At 31.2% G+C, this 18,685-nt stretch carries 14 protein-coding genes and 1 riboswitch; of the genes, 3 read left to right on the plus strand and 11 right to left on the minus strand.

The genetic code is table 11. The features are described from left to right. Positions 1-2: 2 nt before the first annotated feature. The 11 genes from BMY79_RS06525 to BMY79_RS06575 all read right to left on the minus strand — a co-directional run bounded on the left by BMY79_RS06525 (position 3) and on the right by BMY79_RS06575 (position 14,213). Positions 3-2,126, minus strand: coding sequence for an extracellular solute-binding protein (locus BMY79_RS06525; RefSeq protein ID WP_074730636.1), 2,124 nt, complete (start codon positions 2,124-2,126; stop codon positions 3-5). Positions 2,127-2,202: 76 nt separating this feature from the next. Then, the gene (locus BMY79_RS06530) at positions 2,203-2,400 is read right to left on the minus strand and encodes a hypothetical protein (protein WP_027421706.1); all 198 of its coding nucleotides are present in this window, start codon (positions 2,398-2,400) and stop codon (positions 2,203-2,205) included. A gap of 185 nt (positions 2,401-2,585) precedes the next feature. Further along, positions 2,586-3,767: a methionine adenosyltransferase gene (metK, locus tag BMY79_RS06535; protein WP_074730637.1), complete on the minus strand. Its 1,182-nt coding sequence runs from the start codon at positions 3,765-3,767 to the stop codon at positions 2,586-2,588. Positions 3,768-3,842: 75 nt separating this feature from the next. Next, positions 3,843-3,968, minus strand: a riboswitch (SAM riboswitch). 91 nt (positions 3,969-4,059) lie between these two features. Next, entirely contained in the window at positions 4,060-5,352 is a 1,293-nt protein-coding gene (locus BMY79_RS06540; RefSeq protein ID WP_022749470.1) for a UDP-N-acetylglucosamine 1-carboxyvinyltransferase, read from the minus strand. Between the two features lie 141 nt (positions 5,353-5,493). Beyond that, complete coding sequence (locus BMY79_RS06545) at positions 5,494-6,003, minus strand: shikimate kinase (RefSeq protein ID WP_022749471.1); 510 nt, start codon at positions 6,001-6,003, stop codon at positions 5,494-5,496. A 100-nt stretch (positions 6,004-6,103) separates the two neighbouring features. After that, positions 6,104-7,123: a peptidyl-prolyl cis-trans isomerase gene (locus BMY79_RS06550; RefSeq protein WP_074730638.1), complete on the minus strand. Its 1,020-nt coding sequence runs from the start codon at positions 7,121-7,123 to the stop codon at positions 6,104-6,106. A 71-nt stretch (positions 7,124-7,194) separates the two neighbouring features. Continuing rightward, the gene (mfd, locus tag BMY79_RS06555; RefSeq protein ID WP_074730639.1) at positions 7,195-10,776 is read right to left on the minus strand and encodes a transcription-repair coupling factor; all 3,582 of its coding nucleotides are present in this window, start codon (positions 10,774-10,776) and stop codon (positions 7,195-7,197) included. 3 nt (positions 10,777-10,779) lie between these two features. Further along, positions 10,780-11,355, minus strand: a complete 576-nt coding sequence (pth, locus tag BMY79_RS06560) for an aminoacyl-tRNA hydrolase (RefSeq protein ID WP_022749475.1) — start codon at positions 11,353-11,355, stop codon at positions 10,780-10,782. A gap of 149 nt (positions 11,356-11,504) precedes the next feature. Beyond that, the gene (spoVG, locus tag BMY79_RS06565) at positions 11,505-11,771 is read right to left on the minus strand and encodes a septation regulator SpoVG (RefSeq protein ID WP_022749476.1); all 267 of its coding nucleotides are present in this window, start codon (positions 11,769-11,771) and stop codon (positions 11,505-11,507) included. 52 nt (positions 11,772-11,823) lie between these two features. Beyond that, complete coding sequence (gene glgD / locus BMY79_RS06570; RefSeq protein ID WP_022749478.1) at positions 11,824-12,942, minus strand: glucose-1-phosphate adenylyltransferase subunit GlgD; 1,119 nt, start codon at positions 12,940-12,942, stop codon at positions 11,824-11,826. Then, a complete protein-coding gene (locus BMY79_RS06575) occupies positions 12,939-14,213 on the minus strand; it encodes a glucose-1-phosphate adenylyltransferase (RefSeq protein ID WP_027430024.1) in 1,275 nt (424 codons plus the stop codon). The genes glgD and BMY79_RS06575 overlap by 4 nt, the downstream gene beginning before the upstream one ends. Before the next feature lie 280 nt (positions 14,214-14,493). Here BMY79_RS06575 and murC point away from each other — a divergent pair, with 280 nt between their 5' ends. From murC to BMY79_RS06590, 3 genes are all read left to right on the plus strand, one after another. Beyond that, the gene (gene murC, locus BMY79_RS06580) at positions 14,494-15,873 is read left to right on the plus strand and encodes a UDP-N-acetylmuramate--L-alanine ligase (protein ID WP_022749480.1); all 1,380 of its coding nucleotides are present in this window, start codon (positions 14,494-14,496) and stop codon (positions 15,871-15,873) included. A 276-nt stretch (positions 15,874-16,149) separates the two neighbouring features. Beyond that, positions 16,150-17,469, plus strand: a complete 1,320-nt coding sequence (locus BMY79_RS06585; protein ID WP_074730640.1) for a DnaD domain protein — start codon at positions 16,150-16,152, stop codon at positions 17,467-17,469. Positions 17,470-17,525: 56 nt separating this feature from the next. Next, entirely contained in the window at positions 17,526-18,509 is a 984-nt protein-coding gene (locus BMY79_RS06590) for an ATP-binding protein (RefSeq protein WP_022749483.1), read from the plus strand. Positions 18,510-18,685: the final 176 nt, after the last annotated feature.

The raw sequence follows: 18,685 nt of genomic DNA on the forward strand, positions 1-18,685 counted from the left end.
ACTTAGTTTTCCTTCTGATATAACTTAACCTTCTGTATTACATTCTTAGTTGCATCATCTATAGTTACTTTGCCCTTATTTAATAAGTTTACCTGTTCGTATACAATATCTTCGCACGAAGAATCAACAATTATCGGTTTTCTTAAACCCTTCATAAATTCAGTATACTTCATTTGTTGTTCAGCATTTAAACATGGTAACTGGTCAGTTCCTTCGAAGATATATGTAGATGATGAATAAAAACTATCTAAAGCATCTAAATTTACTGGAATGCCTTCCAATTTGTCGCTTTCTTGATTTGATTTATTAATGGACTCTATTATAAAATCCTCTGCAATTTTCTTTTTTTTACTTTTTTTATTAATTGCCATACGATACAATGGCGTATACTTATTCTCTTTAATAACCTTATAAGTTAGATTTGAGTTTTGATCTAATTTTGCTAATTCTACAAGTCCACCATTTGCAACTATCGCTTCAATGCTTGCCTGTGCTTTTCCTTTATTTACACTATAACAGCCCGATTCTTGATAAATCATACCCTTCATAGAAAGCATATCAAAAGACAACTCTTCATCTTCAGCACCTGTTTTCTTTTTTATATTTATAAGTTTATTTGCCAATTTGAAATAATCACGTATTTCGCTTTCATTTAACTTCCCGTTTTCTATATTAGTTGAAAGATAATTTTTATATATCTGCTTCATTATTTCACAATATGTCTCTGTAATATATGCTGGTTTTGATTTCTTACCCATTTCATCAAAATCGTTATATATTTTTCTTATAGAATCTGCATTTGTGAATTTCTTAGTTCCAGCTTGAACTGAAAAACTAAAATGAGTCGGAATTTCATAAGCTGTCTTTGAATCCTCTTCCAATATATTATTAAAAACATTATACTTAGATTCAATCTTATTTCTTAATTCAGTTATATCTTCTAATACTCCACTTTTTTTCATTTTTTTAGTTGATAATCCATCCACTATAATAATATCTGGTCCATTACCAGATAAGAGCTCTGTATTTACTTTTTTTATAGCATCTGATGATGTTGTATTTTCATCATTTTCAGGAATCCCCACTTCTAATTCCACATTTGTTTCTGGATGTTTAGATGCATATTCCCTTACAATATTGTTTATATAAATATTCTGATATAACGAATATATTTTTATATTATTTTTTCTCTTTATTTTTTTATCAGAAATATACACAAGCTTATTTGTTATATCATTCGATGTTTGAACTAATATCCCATTTTCAAAATATTGACTATCCATTAAAATTGTTGTTCTAGAATTAATTGTTGCATTAACAAGTTTCTTTTTGCTTTTAAGTTTTCCATTTGTAAATGTATAAACATTATTCTGTGTTAACATTTTTATTCTATCTTTATCATCAGAAGACATTGTTACATTCATGGTTCCATCTTCTGATACTTTATTTAATTTCTTTATTAATTTATCATTTTTCACTTCTTTATAAGTTTTCTGTTCAAAAGCTTTGACGCTTCCTTCTTGTTCAAGATAATACAGGCCGTTTGCCTTAGTTAATGAATCAATTTTTCCTGAAAACTGACCATGTGTACTAAACATTTTTTCACCGTTTTCAGAATAAACAGTTCCTTTTTTCACAAAAAAGACATCATCTCCAACTATTTCTAATTGATCTATACCTTCGTTATTAACTGACTGCTCTTTTCCATCCACAATTTTATTTAAAACATAATTATCTGGCTCTTTAGAATTTTCTTCTGTGTTGTTTTGTGACTCATTATCTGTCAAAATATAACTATCACCATTTGTTTTTAATACCGCTTGATCAATTCTAGAATTCACCTCTGGACTATTCTTATCAAGTTTTTCCCATTTCTTTCCAAAATCAGATGTTTTATATGTTCCAACATATTTTTTATCTGTATCTGTTCCCAAAATATAAATACTATTTTTATCTGTTGTAAATGCGGCTACACTTGAAACTTCATTTGGAAGCGCAACTTGATTTTCATATACTTTAGCTATATCATCTTCTTTTTTTGATTTTCCACATCCAGTAATTCCGGTAGTACATAGCATCATAATCAAACTAAGACCGATACATATTTTTCTGTTTCTTTTTAACATTTTATCTCCTTATATATAACATAAATTTGACCAGAAAATACTTTCCTGGTCTATCATATTATTGCTCTTTTAATTATTATTTAACACAAAAAACTGATGTCTTATGTTTTCCTCGGTATCTTCCATAATGTACTCCTCCCCAATAACTTGCGTCTGCTTCGCTTCCAAACGCCTTACTAGAGTATCTATTAACACCACAAAACCAATGCCAACCTTTTCCTATGCTTTTTCCACCAACTATATTCTTTGTGTTTTTTTCTGATATTTTCTTCATATTCAAGTCTCCTTTCTTTGACTTTTAGTATTATATCACCTTTTTTTTTAATTTCAAGCCATTTTGTCATTATAGTTAAATTTTATGTGGGATTTTGGTTTCCATTTTTTTACATTTTATCTTCTTTTAATAAAAAAACAACCGTGGAAATTCCACGGCTGTCTTTAGTTACTATTATCTATTTTTTATAAATATTTTTTTAATTCGTCAACTTTATCTGTTGCTTCCCATGGTAAATCTAAATCAGTTCTACCAAAATGTCCATATGCTGCAGTACCTTTATATATTGGTCTACGTAAATCTAACATTTTGATAATTCCAGCTGGACGTAAATCAAAGAGTTCTCTAACAATCTCAACTAATCTTTCACTTGATAATTTACCTGTTCCAAATGTATCTATATTTATAGATGTTGGTTCTGCAACACCAATAGCATATGATAATTGAATTTCACATTTATCTGCAAGACCTGCTGCTACGATATTCTTAGCAACATAACGTGCTGCATAAGCAGCTGATCTATCTACTTTTGTACAGTCTTTTCCTGAGAATGCTCCACCACCATGACGAGCCATTCCACCATATGTATCAACGATAATCTTACGTCCTGTAAGACCTGCATCACCATGTGGTCCACCAATTACGAAACGTCCTGTTGGATTAATATAGAATTTTGTTTTATCATCAATTAATTCTTTTGGTAGAACTTCATCAAATACATATTTCTTAATATCTGCATGGATCTGTTCTTGTGTAACTTCCTCGTCATGCTGTGTAGATAATACAACTGTTTCAAGTCTCTTTGGCTTACCGTCTTCATCATATTCTACTGAGACTTGAGTTTTACCATCTGGTCTTAAGTATTTTAATGTACCATTCTTTCTAACTTCTGTAAGTCTACGTGATAATTTATGTGCTAATGAAATTGGATAAGGCATTAACTCTGGTGTTTCATTTGTAGCATATCCAAACATCATTCCCTGATCACCAGCACCTGTATCTAAATCATCTTTATGTGTTCCTTCTCTTGCCTCTAATGATTTATCTACACCCATTGCAATATCTGGTGATTGTTGATCTAACGCAACCATAACCGCACATGTATTTCCGTCAAATCCTGTCTTAGCATCATTATATCCAATCTCGTTAACAGTTTCTCTAACGATTGCAGGAACATCTAATTGTGCTTTTGTAGAAATCTCACCTGTTACTAAAACAAATCCTGTACAACTTACTGCTTCACAAGCCACACGACTCATTGGATCTTGTCTCATACATTCATCTAAAATTGCATCTGAAATTGCATCACAAACTTTATCTGGGTGTCCTTCTGTTACTGATTCTGATGTAAATAATAATTTTTCCATCTTTTGTTCCTTTCTATAAATCCATAAAAAAAATCCGCTTGACAATCAAGCGGACTAATTAACTACTAACCAATCCTCTTATTGTTCGAATTATTTCGCTCAGGTTGGCACCTTCCTGTCTTATATATACTTGCCGTATGTCAAGAACGGGGTTGCCGTGACTTCACAGATCCTTTGTATCTCCATCACTCTGAATAAGAGAAATTCTCATATTAAATTTACATGATTATACCACAACTCATTATTACTGTCAATAACAAAAATAAAGCAATAGATTATCACAATTTGTTTATTAAGATACTTTTAAAATAAACTTTTGTAAATCTTTTTCAGAAGAAACTTTATCTACTACAGCACCTAATCCACGTAATTTTTCTTCTAACGCTTCATATCCACGTTCTACAAAATGAATATCGTCAACTACAGTAATTCCTTCACCTGCTAAACCTGCAATAACAAGTGCTGCACCTGCTCTTAAATCCGGAGCATTAACTCTTGCACCTGTATATTTATCAATACCATTGATTATTGCTACATTACCTTCAACTTTAATGTCAGCCCCCATTCTTGTTAACTCGTCAACATATTTAAAACGATTTTCAAAAATGCTTTCTGTAACAGTACTAATACCAGAAGCCATTCCTAAAACTACTGCCATCTGTGGCTGCATGTCTGTAGGGAAGCCTGGATATGGTAAAGTTGTTACTTGTGTATGCGATAACTTTTTAGGAGCAATAACACGTACTGCTTCATCAAATTCTTCAATTATACATCCTGCTTCGATTAATTTTGCACTTGTTGCCTCTAAATGTTTTGGGATTACATTTTTAACCACAACATCTCCACCTGTAGCTGCTGCAGCACACATAAATGTTCCTGCTTCAATCTGATCTGGAATAACCGCATACTCTGTCGCATGTAATTTTGGTACACCAACTATACGAATAACATCTGTACCAGCGCCTCTAATATTAGCTCCCATGCTATTTAAGAAGTTTGCAACATCTACAACATGTGGCTCTTTTGCTGCATTCTCGATTACGGTCTTTCCTTCTGCCATTGAAGCTGCCATCATAATATTGATTGTCGCACCAACAGATACTTTATCTAAATAGATATGTGTTCCGTTAAGCTTCTCTGTTTGAGCAACGACAAGTCCATGTGCAATCTCAACATTTACGCCCATTGCTCTAAATCCTTTAATATGTAAATCAATTGGACGACTTCCGATGTCACATCCACCTGGAAGAGCAACTTCTGCATGCTTATACTTACCAAGTAAAGCTCCAATTAAATAATATGATGCTCTAATTTTTCTAATAAATTCATTATCAACACAATAGCTTCTAATTGATGAACTATTAATAGCAACCTTATGTGGACCCTTTCTTTCCACTTTAGCGCCTAATTCTTCAATTGCCTGTAATAAAACATTGATATCTCTAACATTTGGTAAATTTTCAATTACTACTGTTTCATCTGTCATTGTGGCTGCTGCTAAAATAGCAAGCGCAGCATTCTTTGCCCCACCTATCTCTACTTCGCCATGTAAAGTATGGCCGCCCTTTATCACGTATTGTTCCATCTCACACCTCAGTATTTAATACTCATCAGCTTGAGTTTATTTTCTATTTCCTAACAATCTATTATAGTTTGTAAACTCATTTTTTGTCAACTTTAAATATTGCTAATATTTATATATTTTTTATATTTTTTTTAGCAATATTTATCTTTGTTTTAAAACATTAAGTATACACTTAACTGTTTCTTCAACATTGCAGTCTTCTTCATCAACAGTAATATCAGCATATTTTTCAAACAATGGCACTCTTTCATTGTATAAATCTGTTAATGTCTGACCGTCTTTTAATACCACACCTCTTCTTTCAAGATCTCCAAGTCTCTTTTTTAACACCTTGAGCGAAATTTTCAGATACACAATAGTTCCAATTTCTTTAAAATGCTCCATTGCTTTTGGTCCATAAATAACACTACCACCTGGTGCAATAACTGTTTTATCGCAAACTATAGAAGCATTTACCTCTTCTTCTATTTTAATGAAACCATCTGTACCCTCAGATGCAATTATATCATGTAAAAGTCTTCCTTCTTTTTCTTGAATTACTAAATCTGTATCAACAAAATTATATCCCTTTACCTTTGCTAATATAACACCAATTGTGCTTTTCCCAGCGCCAGGCATCCCTATTAAAATTATATTGTTTCCTTTTTTCATAATTTCTCCTAAAAAAGCATCTAGACAATAGCCTAGATGCTTAACATTTTATAATATCTTAATCATTTTACAACTTATTAATTTACAATGCAACTAAAATTTAATTTTTTTTAGTTTGTTTTTTTGAAAGATCATTTTTAAATGATATCTTCTTCATAGCAGATTTTTTTACTTTCCAATTATCTTTTTTCTGCCATTTTTTTAGGATTTTAGAATATAATTGTTGTTTTCTTGTCTGTATAATTTGAGTTCTATGTGTTGCTGTTGCTTTTTCATCAACTTTTTTATCTAACCTGACAATATAAGAAGCCGCTTGAGTTTTAATAAGTTTTGATACCTGGCCCTCGTTTAAAGAATTCAATTCCTTTTTTACAGCAGCATCTAAATTTTCATCATCTTTAGCATATGAACTTTCTGTTGTAGTATAACCATATTTTTCTGCAGTAGTCTTCATATCAGCTCCATTTGAAATTTCATCAGAAATTTTTTGAGCTGTTTCATTTATTTTATTACGTTCAGCATCTGTGTATATTGACTTCTGTCCTGTTTGTGGGTCATACTTTTGAAGAGTATCAATCTTTATTGCTGTATATGAACTCATATTTGCATCTGCATCAGAAACTTTATCATCTGCATCTTTAACTATTTCGTTATACATTTTTTCTTTGATTGTACAAAGTGTTAAATACTCATTCACAACACTTTCAGTCGCTGTCATTTCTTCTAAGGCATCTTTTTTATTATCCTTAATAAATTTCTTTGATGCTTCTGCTATTTTAGCTTTTTCATCTTTAGTTAATTCTACGCCTTTTTCCTTTTGGTGAGCTTGCATTGTCAACATCTCATGATATTCTTCTAAGCTTCTTTCAATTTCACTATCCGCCATAGTAGTTCCATTGCCTGTTAAATCCATGTTCCAAATGTCACCTGCTGCCTGCTGCTTATATAAACTACCTTTTGTTAATTGATTGTATCTTGCTATAAAATTGGCCTCACCTAATTTAGCTTTACCACCTTTATATGTGGCTACAACCTCATCTTTATTAATTCCACATCCTGTTAGCGCAGACATTCCAATAACTCCCGCCATTAAAAATGTATAAACTTTCTTTGTCTTCATTTTTCCTCCTAGTAAACTTATCCCTTCTTGGATTTTTATGTCTCTTATTCTTTAATTATAGTGCTTTTTGATTATTCTATCAATATTTTCACCATATCGTTTAGAAGCTTTTCTAATGTACTTATAGTGTCATTCGATTGTTTTTTGGGTAAATTTTTCGCTATTGCATTAGGTCTTCTTCTCATCATAGCGATTGTATTTTGGGGTTTAGGTAAAACATACTCAAAGTAGACTGCCTTAGGATCTTTCACAAAACGCATTTTGTTTTGGTACATCTGTATAACCTGTGGTATATTTGCAGGATTTATTTTAGCTTTTTCATGCATTTTTAGTTTAATTATATTTGCACGTTGAACTATTTCTACTATATACAATTTATGCGCTAAAATTTTCAATCTTGCAATTTTCAATAAATTCTGAACTACTACAGGTGGTTCACCAAATCTATCGATTAATTCTTCTAGAATTTCGTCAGCTTCCTCCTCAGAAATAGTACTAGCAATTCTTTTATATATTTCTAATTTTTGAAATTCATTAGCAATATATGTATCTGGTATAAATGCGTTTTCTTCAATATCAATTGAAGTTTCAAAGCTTTCTTCTACTTTTTCACCTTTAGCCTCTTTTACAGCTTCATTTAACAATTTGCAATATAAATCGTATCCTATTGCTTCCATATGGCCACTTTGCTGTTCTCCTAAAAGATTTCCTGCACCTCTAATTTCTAAGTCTCGCATTGCAATTTTAAATCCGCTACCCAAATCAGAATATTCTTTCATCGCAGCTAATCTTTTTTCTGCTACTTCTTTAAGCATTTTATTTTTTTTGTACATTAAAAATGCGTACGATGTTCTATTGCTTCTACCGACTCTACCTCTGAGCTGATATAGCTGAGATAATCCAAGATTTTCTGCAGCCTCTATTATCATGGTATTAACATTTGCAATGTCTAAACCTGTTTCAATTATTGTCGTTGAAACAAGGACATCTATGTCTCCATTTATGAAATCATACATTATATTTTCAAGTTCTGTTACTTTCATTTTTCCATGTGCAAAAGCAACATTCGCATCTGGTAAAAGCTGCTGCAATCTATCTGCGACCTCATCGATATCTTTAACTTGATTGTAAACATAGTAAACTTGTCCACCTCTAGCCAATTCTCGATTTATGGCTTCTCTTACCATTTCTTCGTCATATTCTGTAACATAAGTTTGAATAGGAATTCTATCCACAGGTGGTTCTTCTAAAACACTCATATCACGTATTCCTATTAAACTCATATGTAACGTTCTTGGAATTGGAGTAGCTGTTAATGTCAAAACATCAACATTTTCTTTCATCTGTTTTATTTTTTCTTTATGAGCCACTCCAAATCGCTGTTCTTCGTCAATTATAAGCAAACCTAAATCCTTAAACTGAACATCTTTAGAGAGTATTCTATGAGTTCCAATCACTATATCAACTAATCCTGATTTAAGTCCTTCTATTGTTTTATCTTGTTCTTTTTTAGATCTAAAACGGCTTAATGAGGCTATATTTATTGGAAATTCCTTCATTCTTTGTACAAAATTATTATAATGCTGCTGTGCAAGTATTGTTGTTGGCACTAAATAAGCAACCTGCTTACCCTCTTGAACCGCTTTAAAAGCCGCCCTAATTGCTATTTCTGTTTTTCCATATCCAACATCACCACAAATCAAACGGTCCATTATTTTAGTACTTTCCATATCTTTTTTAGTTTCTTCTATCGCAAGCTCTTGGTCCGTTGTTTCTTCATATAGAAATAGTTCCTCAAACTCCTTTTGCCAAATAGTGTCTTCTCCATAGGCATATCCGGATTCTTTACTTCTTTTAGCATATAATCTTACTAAATCTTCTGCAATTATTTTTACTGATTTTTTTACTCTCGATTTAGTTTTATTCCATTCCTGACTACCTAATTTATTTAGCTTAGGCTTTCTTGCATCTTTGCCTGCATATTTTTGGATTATTTCTAATTGAGTTGCTAAAATGTATAAATTAGAATTTCCTGCATATTCAATTTTGATATAATCCTTTACCTTTTGATCTACTTCTATTTTTTCAATTCCACGATATATACCTAATCCATGATTTTCATGAACAACATAATCACCTATATGTAAGTCAGAAAAACTTTGTATATTTTCACCTTCATAGTTGCTTTTCTTCTTCTTTTTCTTAGTTTTTTTGCCAAAAATATCTGTCTCTGTGATAATTACAAATTTGAAATCACTATACTCAAATCCACTATGAAGCGAACCATTTGTAACCATCAACTCGCCATTTTGAAGTTCTTTGTTTTTATCTTCTGAATAAAAACAATCAATATCATTATCTCTTAAATCATTAGCTAACCTTTTAGCTCTCGTCCTTGATGGTGATAATAGAACAATTTTATATTTTTTTTCTTTGAATTTGATTAATTCTTTCATTAAAAGTTCAAAACTATTATTATATGAACTTATACTTTTAATGTTCACATTGTACTCATCTACAAAATCAAACCCATAAGTCTTATTGTCTAGCATTGCTAATGCAATAATTTTATACTTATTCAATTTCGCATTAACCTGCTTATATGGAAATAATTCTTCAATTTGTTTTGGCAAAATATAACCCTTTGCCAATCGATTTTCCATACTTAGGCTAAATTCTTGCTCTGTTAATTTTCCTCTTTCGATACATCTATGTAATTCATCAAAAAATATGACTGTATCTTCTTTTTCAAAATAATCTAATAACGATGTTTTTTCTTCGCAAAAATATGACAAATATGTTTCTATCCCATTTAGATTAATTTGATTCTCCCATTCTTCGATTGCTTCATCTATATGAGATTTTAACCTAAATGCCTCTTCTGTTTTCATTTGTTTTCTCAATTTTTCTATTTGAAGAGAAGCATCTTTTTTAATTTTTTTAATTCCACGTTCTAATTCTTCTTTATTTAAAACAATCTCAGTTGCTGGAAAAATCTCCGCTTCTTCTAAGACTTCTATCGAACGTTGTGATTGAATATCAAATGATCGAATTGTATCTATTTCATCTCCCCACATTTCGATTCTTATAGGATTTGATTCTGTTAATGGGTAAATGTCTAAGATTCCGCCTCTAAGTGCAAACTGTCCCTTTGCATCAACTTGATAATTTTTTTCATAGCCAAGCTGGACTAATTCCTTTACCAACTCATCTATCGAGATTTCATCTTCTGGATGTAATTTTATTACAGTATCAATCATCATTTTTTTAGATGCAACTGTATTCATTAATGCATCATATGTTGTTACAAGTGTACATTTTTCGCAATTGCGAATGGTTTTCAATGCATTTATTCGTTCTTCTGTAAGCAAATTACCTCTAATATCTGACTGATAAAATAGTATATCTTTTGCCGGATAATACACTACATCTTCATCAAAAAACTTATAGTTTTCATAGAACTCTTTTGCCTTTTGTTCTTCACTTAATACAATGATTTTATATTTTTTATCATTATCAAGTGCATATGCTAAATGTGGTTTTCCAGCATCTAAACACCCCGTTATAGTTATAACACCTGATTTATTCTTATATATATCAGATATTTCCTTATTTGCGTCAAATTGTTTTATACCTTCTAAAAATGTTTTCACTTTTTACCTCTGTTTTTTCTGATTGAAATCATTCATCGCTTTATCGATATCATCCATTACAATAAGACTTGTAGCTTCACACACATCTTCTAATGCTTCCTCTACTAATTTTCTATCTGCATTATCAAAATGTCCTAATACGTGATCTGCTAAATCCCAACCTGCTGGTTTTTCACCAACACCTATTTTTACTCTTTTAAAATTACTTGTTCCTGTTTGAGCAATAATATCTTTAATTCCATTATGCCCACCTGCACTACCTTTTTTTCTTATTCTAATATTTCCTGGAGCTAAACTTATATCATCAAATAAAACTACCATTTCATCTTCTGGATCAATTTTATAAAAATTAACTATTTCTCTTACACTTTCTCCACTTAAATTCATAAATGTCTGTGGTTTAGCTAATATTACTTTTTGTCCATTAATTACACCTTTACCACAAATTGCTTTATGTTTATTATCTGAAACACTGATGTGATATTTTTCTGCAATATAATCTACCGCATCAAATCCAATATTATGTCTAGTCTTTTCGTATTTTTTTCCTGGGTTACCTAAACCTACTATTAAAAACATATTTATTTCCTCTTTTTCTAAGATATTATCTAACTTTAGTTGTCTTTAGAATAACAAAATAATTTTTATTTGTCAAAAGTATGTTTGTTTTTACTATGCAAAAAGGATGCCATACAATTGTATGACACCCTCACTTAATTACAAAATTACTATTCGTTTGCTTCAATTAATTCTTGATATTTTGTAAGTATCATGTTTTGTAATCCTTCTCTTGTACGAGAGTTAATAGGATGTGCAATATCTCTATACTCACCATCTGCTGCTTTACGGCTAGGCATAGCAATAAATAATCCCTTTTCCCCTTCGATTACTTTAATATCATGTACTACAAACTCGTCTTCGATTGTAATTGATACAACCGCTTTCATCTTTCCTTCTTTTTCGACCTTACGGATACGAATATCTGTAATTTCCATGGCTCTTGCCTCCTCGTCATTTGCCTTTTTATGGCTCTTTTGTCATTGTTGTTTAGAGCATATAACGCTCATTTTGTTCAGAAACAACTTTAATCTCATTTTCACCGCAATAATATGTATTTGGTTTCAATGTTCCCCTGCTTTCCACAATACAATTTTCTACATGAGTGTTGTCTCCTATATATGCATCGTTTAAAATGATAGAATTCTTTATAACACAATTCTTTCCGATGAAAACTTTTTTAAATAAAATTGAATTTTCAACTTTACTGTTAACGATACATCCACTTGCGATAAGGCTATTGCTTACCTCTGATCCAGTGTTGTACTTAGCTGGTGGTAAATCGTCAACTTTAGAATAAATCTTAGGTTCATCACGGAAGAAGTACTGACGTACATCCCTCTTTAAGAAGTCCATATTTGTTCTATAGTAATCATCTACCGATGCAATATTACTCCAGTAATCTGTGAACTTATAACCATAAATCTTTTTAACATTTTTATAACGGATTAAAATATCTGTTACAAAATCATAACGATTCTCTTCTTGTGCTCTTTCAAGCATCTCGATTAATTGTCTTCTTCTTACTACGTAAATACCAGTAGATACTGTCTTTGACTGAGTTACTAGCGGTTTTTCTTCAAAATCAACGATTCTTGATTCTTCGTTCATTTTTACTACACCAAATCTTCTTACATCATAATCCATTGGCATATCTTTACATACCACTGTAATATCAGCCTTTTTCTCAATATGATAATCTAGTAATTTATTGTAATCCATCTTATAGACACAATCACCATTAGCAATAATTACATATGGTTCATGTCTCTTTTTTAAGAAATCGATATTTTGGTACATAGCGTCTGCTGTTCCTCTATACCAATCTCTATTTTCTGTAGTGATAGTAGGTGTAAATAAATACATTCCACCTTGTTTTCTACCAAAATCCCACCATTTTGATGAGCTTAAATGTTCATTTAATGAACGTGCATTGTACTGTGTTAATACAGCAACTGTTTGAATGTGAGAATTGCTCATGTTACTTAAAGCGAAATCGATACTTCTGTAGTTACCACCTACTGGCATTGCAGAAGTTGCTCTATTTACTGTAAGTTCTCCCATTCTTTTGTTGTTTCCACCTGCCAAAATAATACCTATTGTCTTCATTTACTGTCACCTGCCTTAATAATTGCTTCTCCGCCTGCTAAAACTCCATCTTGGTAATCATCTGCTGTAGTTTCACCTACAATTGCTGTATTCTTTCCAATTCGTACTCCCTCTGGAATAACAGATGCTTCACCAATTGTAACCAAACCAAATGCATAAATCTTAGCATTATACTTGCTTGGTACTTCATCTCCAAATCCTAGCACTGCATTGTCTCCAATATCACAGGCTTCAGCTATGATAGATTTTTCTACGGTGACGTTATCGCCTATTTTGGTATCTTTCATTATAATAGAATCTCTAACAACAGTTCCCTTTCCAATGTATACCCCGGCACCTATTACTGAGTTGACTACTTCACCATAAATTTCTGACCCCTCGCCGATAATACTCTTTTCGACATGCGCTTCTGGTGAAATATACTGTGGTTCGATGTTATCGCTGTTTGTATAGATCTTCCAATATTCTTCATAAAGGTTAAACTCTGGAATCAAATCAATAAGTTCCATGTTAGCTTCCCAATATGAACCTAGAGTTCCAACGTCTTTCCAATATCCGTTGTACTCATAAGCAAACAAATTCTTTCCATGTTCGAAACAATATGGAATAATATGTTTACCAAAATCACAATTGCTTTGATCTTTCATTGTATATAAAGCATCTCTTAACACTGGCCATGAGAAAATATAAATACCCATAGATGCTAAGTTACTTCTTGGATGCTCTGGCTTTTCTTCGAATTCCATAATCTTTTTGTCTTCATCTGCGATTACGATTCCGAATCTGCTAGCCTCCTCAAGTGGAACTGGCATTGTAGCGATTGTTACATCTGCGTTGTTCTCTTTGTGGAAATCGAGCATTACTTCATAATCCATCTTATAAATATGATCTCCTGATAAGATCAAAACATAATCAGGATTATAACTTTCCATATACTTCATATTCTGAAAAATTGCATTTGCTGTACCAGAATACCACTCACTATTATCACTCTTCTCATAAGGTGGTAATACGCTTACACCGCCATTATTACGATCTAAGTCCCATGGAATTCCAATTCCAATATGAGAATTTAATCTAAGTGGTTGATACTGTGTTAAAACACCTACTGTGTCAATTCCTGAATTGATACAGTTACTCAATGGAAAATCGATTATTCGATATTTTCCTCCAAATGCCACCGCTGGTTTAGCGACATCTGCTGTAAGTACTCCTAGTCTGCTTCCCTGTCCCCCAGCTAGAAGCATTGCTATCATTTCCTTCTTAATCACGTCTTTCACTCCTCGTCTGTCAGTACTACTGCTATATTTATTACTCTCCTGTCCATTATAGCATAACTATCTTTTATAAAACAACAGTTTTCGCACTTTTTTATACAATTTATTCTTTTTTTTTATTCTATCGTTCTAAATCACAGTTTCAACGTTATTTTTTGTTTACTCTCTAAAAAAAATATATTATTTATCATAATATTATTTGCAATTTATTTGATAGTGTTTATAATATAGAAGTGATTCTATTTAATTTTAATATTTAGGAAGGTAATTGATTATGTATGAAATAAATTTTAAAACACCAATACATGTACATTTCATTGGTATCGGTGGCGTTAGTATGAGTGCACTCGCAGAGATTTTATTCGATCAGAAATTTACTGTAACAGGTTCTGATATGAAAGAATCTGACTACACTCGTTCATTAGAACAAAAAGGAATAAAAATTTTTTATCCACAATCTGCAGACAATATTTCAAGCAATATTGACTTAGTTGTATATACTGCTGCAATAAATGAAAAAAATCCAGAATTTGTTGCTGTTAAGGAAGCAAACATCCCAATGCTTACTCGTGCGCAATTACTTGGACAAATTATGTCCCATTATGCTAAATCTATTGCAGTTGCAGGAACACATGGAAAAACTACAACAACTTCTATGATTAGTCAGATTTTATTAGAAGCACAAGCTGATCCTACTATTTCAGTTGGTGGTGTTTTCCCTGCTATCGGAAGCAACTTACGTTTAGGTAAATCTGATGTATTTATCGCTGAAGCTTGCGAATATACTAACAGCTTTTTAAACTTCTTCCCAAAATATAGCATTATTTTAAATGTAGAAGCTGAACATCTTGATTTCTTTAAAGATTTAAATGATATTAGAAATTCTTTCCATAAATTTGCTTCTAATACACTACCTGACGGAGCAACTATTATTAACGGAGAGATTCCTAATTATAAAGAATTAGTTGCAGATCTACCTCATAAAGTTGTTTCATATGGCTTAAATGACACATGTGAATATTATGCAACAAATATCACATTCAATCACAAAGCATGCGCTTCTTTTACAGCTATGCACGGTGACGAAAAATTATTTGACGTAACATTAAATGTTCCTGGTAACCACAATGTTTCAAATGCAATGGCAGCTATCGCTTTGTGTGAGAACCTTAAACTCGATAGAAACGCTGTTGTTAGAGGACTTTTAAAATTTGGTGGTGCCGGAAGACGTTTTGATTATAAAGGCGAAAAAAATGGTGTTACAATAATCGATGATTATGCACACCATCCAACAGAAATTCGTGCAACTTTAACTGCTGCACACAACTATCCACATAAGAGACTTGTTCTTGTATTCCAACCACATACTTTCTCACGTACAAAAGCATTTTTAGATGATTTTGGCGAAGTATTATCACTTGCTGATGTTGTTGTACTTGCTGACATTTACGCAGCTAGAGAAAAAAATACTATTGGAATTTCTTCAAAAGATGTATTAGAAAAGGTAAAATCTCATGGAACAGAATGTTATTATTTCCCTTCTTTCGAAGAGATTGAGAACTTTTTACATAAAAACTGCGCTGAAGGTGATTTGTTGATAACTATGGGTGCTGGAAATGTAGTAGAAATCGGAGAACATTTATTAAACAAATAGTTATCCACGTTATCCACATAAGATTGTGAATATTTTTCACATCCTTATGTGGATTTTTTTTTATAACTATGTGGATAACGCAACAAAAAAACACACCAATACCCTATTGATTCTTAAGGTATTCGCACGCTTTTTTAATTTCATCCACAGAGTTATCCACGTTATCCACAATGTTTTTGATGATAAATCATAATTTTTTCCCCAAAGTTATGCCATCTTTATTTTTTTAATACATTGTGCTATAATTCGGACAGAAAAATTAGGAAGGTAATATTTATGTCACTTATTCAATTACATAACAACAACACAAATTCTTTCACTTGTGTTTCAAACTACTTTATCGACCATTTTATGCCAGAAGCTAATGGTGAATATGTAAAAATTTATTTATATATTTTAAAATGCATCAGTATGGCCGAGCCAGCATGCTCTATCGCAATAATTGCTGATTATTTTGAAACAACAGAAAAAGATGTAATTCGTGCATTAAAGTATTGGGAAAAAGTTAATCTTATTAAATTAGACTATTCAAAAAATGAAATAACAGGTATTCGTTTACTTCCTGTTACTTCTCATAAAAAGAAATCTACAAATAATATTGAAGCTAAACAAAATTCACATAACAGCATTGAAACATCATCTATGAATATAAATCATAGTGTTGATAACAATATTAGTGATGTTGCAACTAATAATAGTAATAATTCAAATAATGTTGCTAGTAATAATGTTAATACTATTACAAATAACGTTGATACTAATAATGTTAACAATATAAATGCTAATAACGTTCAAAACACAAATAGTAATGATATAAACAATAATAACAACACTACTACTGTAAAATCGAATGCTCCAGCCAAAAAGGACTATTCTGCAAATGAAAGATCTGCTTTTGAAAATGATCCTGAAATTTCTGAATTATTCTTTGTAATAGGAACATATTTTAACAAAATGCTAACACCAACTGAGGTTGATACTATTTTATATTGGATTGATCAACTTAAATTTTCTCCAGAATTAGTAACACATTTAGTTGAATATTGTATTTCAAAAGATCATGCAAGCCTTAGATATATGGATAAAGTTGCAATTGCTTGGCATGATAATAACATTACCACAATTGATCAAGCAAAGGAATATTCAAAAAAATATAGCAAAACTTACTATGGCATAATGAATGCTCTTGGTATTTCAGGACGTAATTTAATTCCTGCAGAGCTTGAATTCGTAAAAAAATGGACAAAAAACTATGCTTTTTCAATGCAAGTAATAGAAGAGGCATGTCGTCGTACAATTTCAGCTATACATCAACCTAGTTTTGCGTATACTGATCAGATTTTAAGTAGTTGGTTTAAGAAAAAAGTACAAACATTAGACGATATAAAACTGCTTGATATCGCTTATGAAAGAAGCAAAAAATACAACACAAAAGCTCTTGATAATAACTCAAATAATTATCAACGACCAAAAAATGATTCAGCTAAACTTAATAATCGTTTTAATAATTTCAATCAAAGAAATTATGACCCAAATAAACTTGAGCAGTTTCTTATTAACTCAAATTTCAAAAAAGACGATAATATCGAAAAATAGATTTTTAAATAATCAGCTTATATAAAACAATAAAACATGTATTAAAGGGGTAAATTATGCCAATTTCAAACACACAATATGATGAAATTATGCGCTTTTATGACGCTCAGCAATTAAAGAATCAGCATCAACACGAAAATCGCCAAAAGGAAGTTTACTTAAAAATTCCTGAATTGCAAGAAATCGATAACGCAGTAAGTACTGCGTCTATTGACGCTGCCAAAAAAAGATTAAATGGTGATACAACCGCAGTTGCAAAACTCAAAGAACAAATTCAAACATATAAAAATAAACGTGCTGAATTATTGCGTAATCATTCATATCCACACGATTACCTTGAAATCAAGTATAACTGTGATGATTGTAAAGATACAGGTTTTATAAATGGTAAACAATGTCATTGTTTTAAGCAAAAAGTTATTGATCTTGTTTACTCACAATCAAACATTAAAGAATCCATAGCAAATGACAATTTTTCTAATTTTTCTATGGATTTTTATTCTGATGAACACATTGACCGTTCAACAAATATGAGTTCTTTGACATTAGCTAAAATTGCTTACCAAAGATCTCTTCAATTTGTTTCTGAATTTAACAACATACATCCTAATATTTTATTCTATGGAAATACCGGAGTTGGTAAAACTTTTTTATCTAATTGTATAGCAGAAAAGCTCTTGCAAACTGGCCACTCTGTTTTATATTTTACCTCATTTCAACTTTTTGAGATCTTATCAGCGGGTGTTTTTTCGAAAAATTCAGATGCGATTTCAACTAATAAGAGTATTTTTGACTGTGACTTATTAATAATTGATGATTTAGGTACAGAGCTTACCAATTCATTCACTAACTCACAATTATTTCTTTGTGTAAATGAAAGACTTTTACGTCAAAAATCTACAATTATTTCAACTAATCTTTCGCCCAAACAATTACTAGATACTTATTCTGAACGAACATTTTCTAGATTAATAAATAATTATTCAGTATTAAAGCTTATTGGCGAAGATATACGTATGAAAAAACGTAACATCACATAATCTATATTTATGTATATGTTAATTTTGACTAATGTCACTGCTAATTTCACCTTATTTATTTAATTATTATCTAAAAATTATTTTTTTTACATTTTTATTTGATTTTGGTCTTTGTTTTCTTTTAATTTTGTGATAAATTATGTATTGGTGATTATTTATAGATTGCATATTGATGC

It is taken from the genome of Lachnobacterium bovis (genome assembly GCF_900111325.1).
In the GTDB taxonomy this organism is placed as follows: Bacteria; Bacillota; Clostridia; order Lachnospirales; family Lachnospiraceae; genus Roseburia; species Roseburia bovis_A.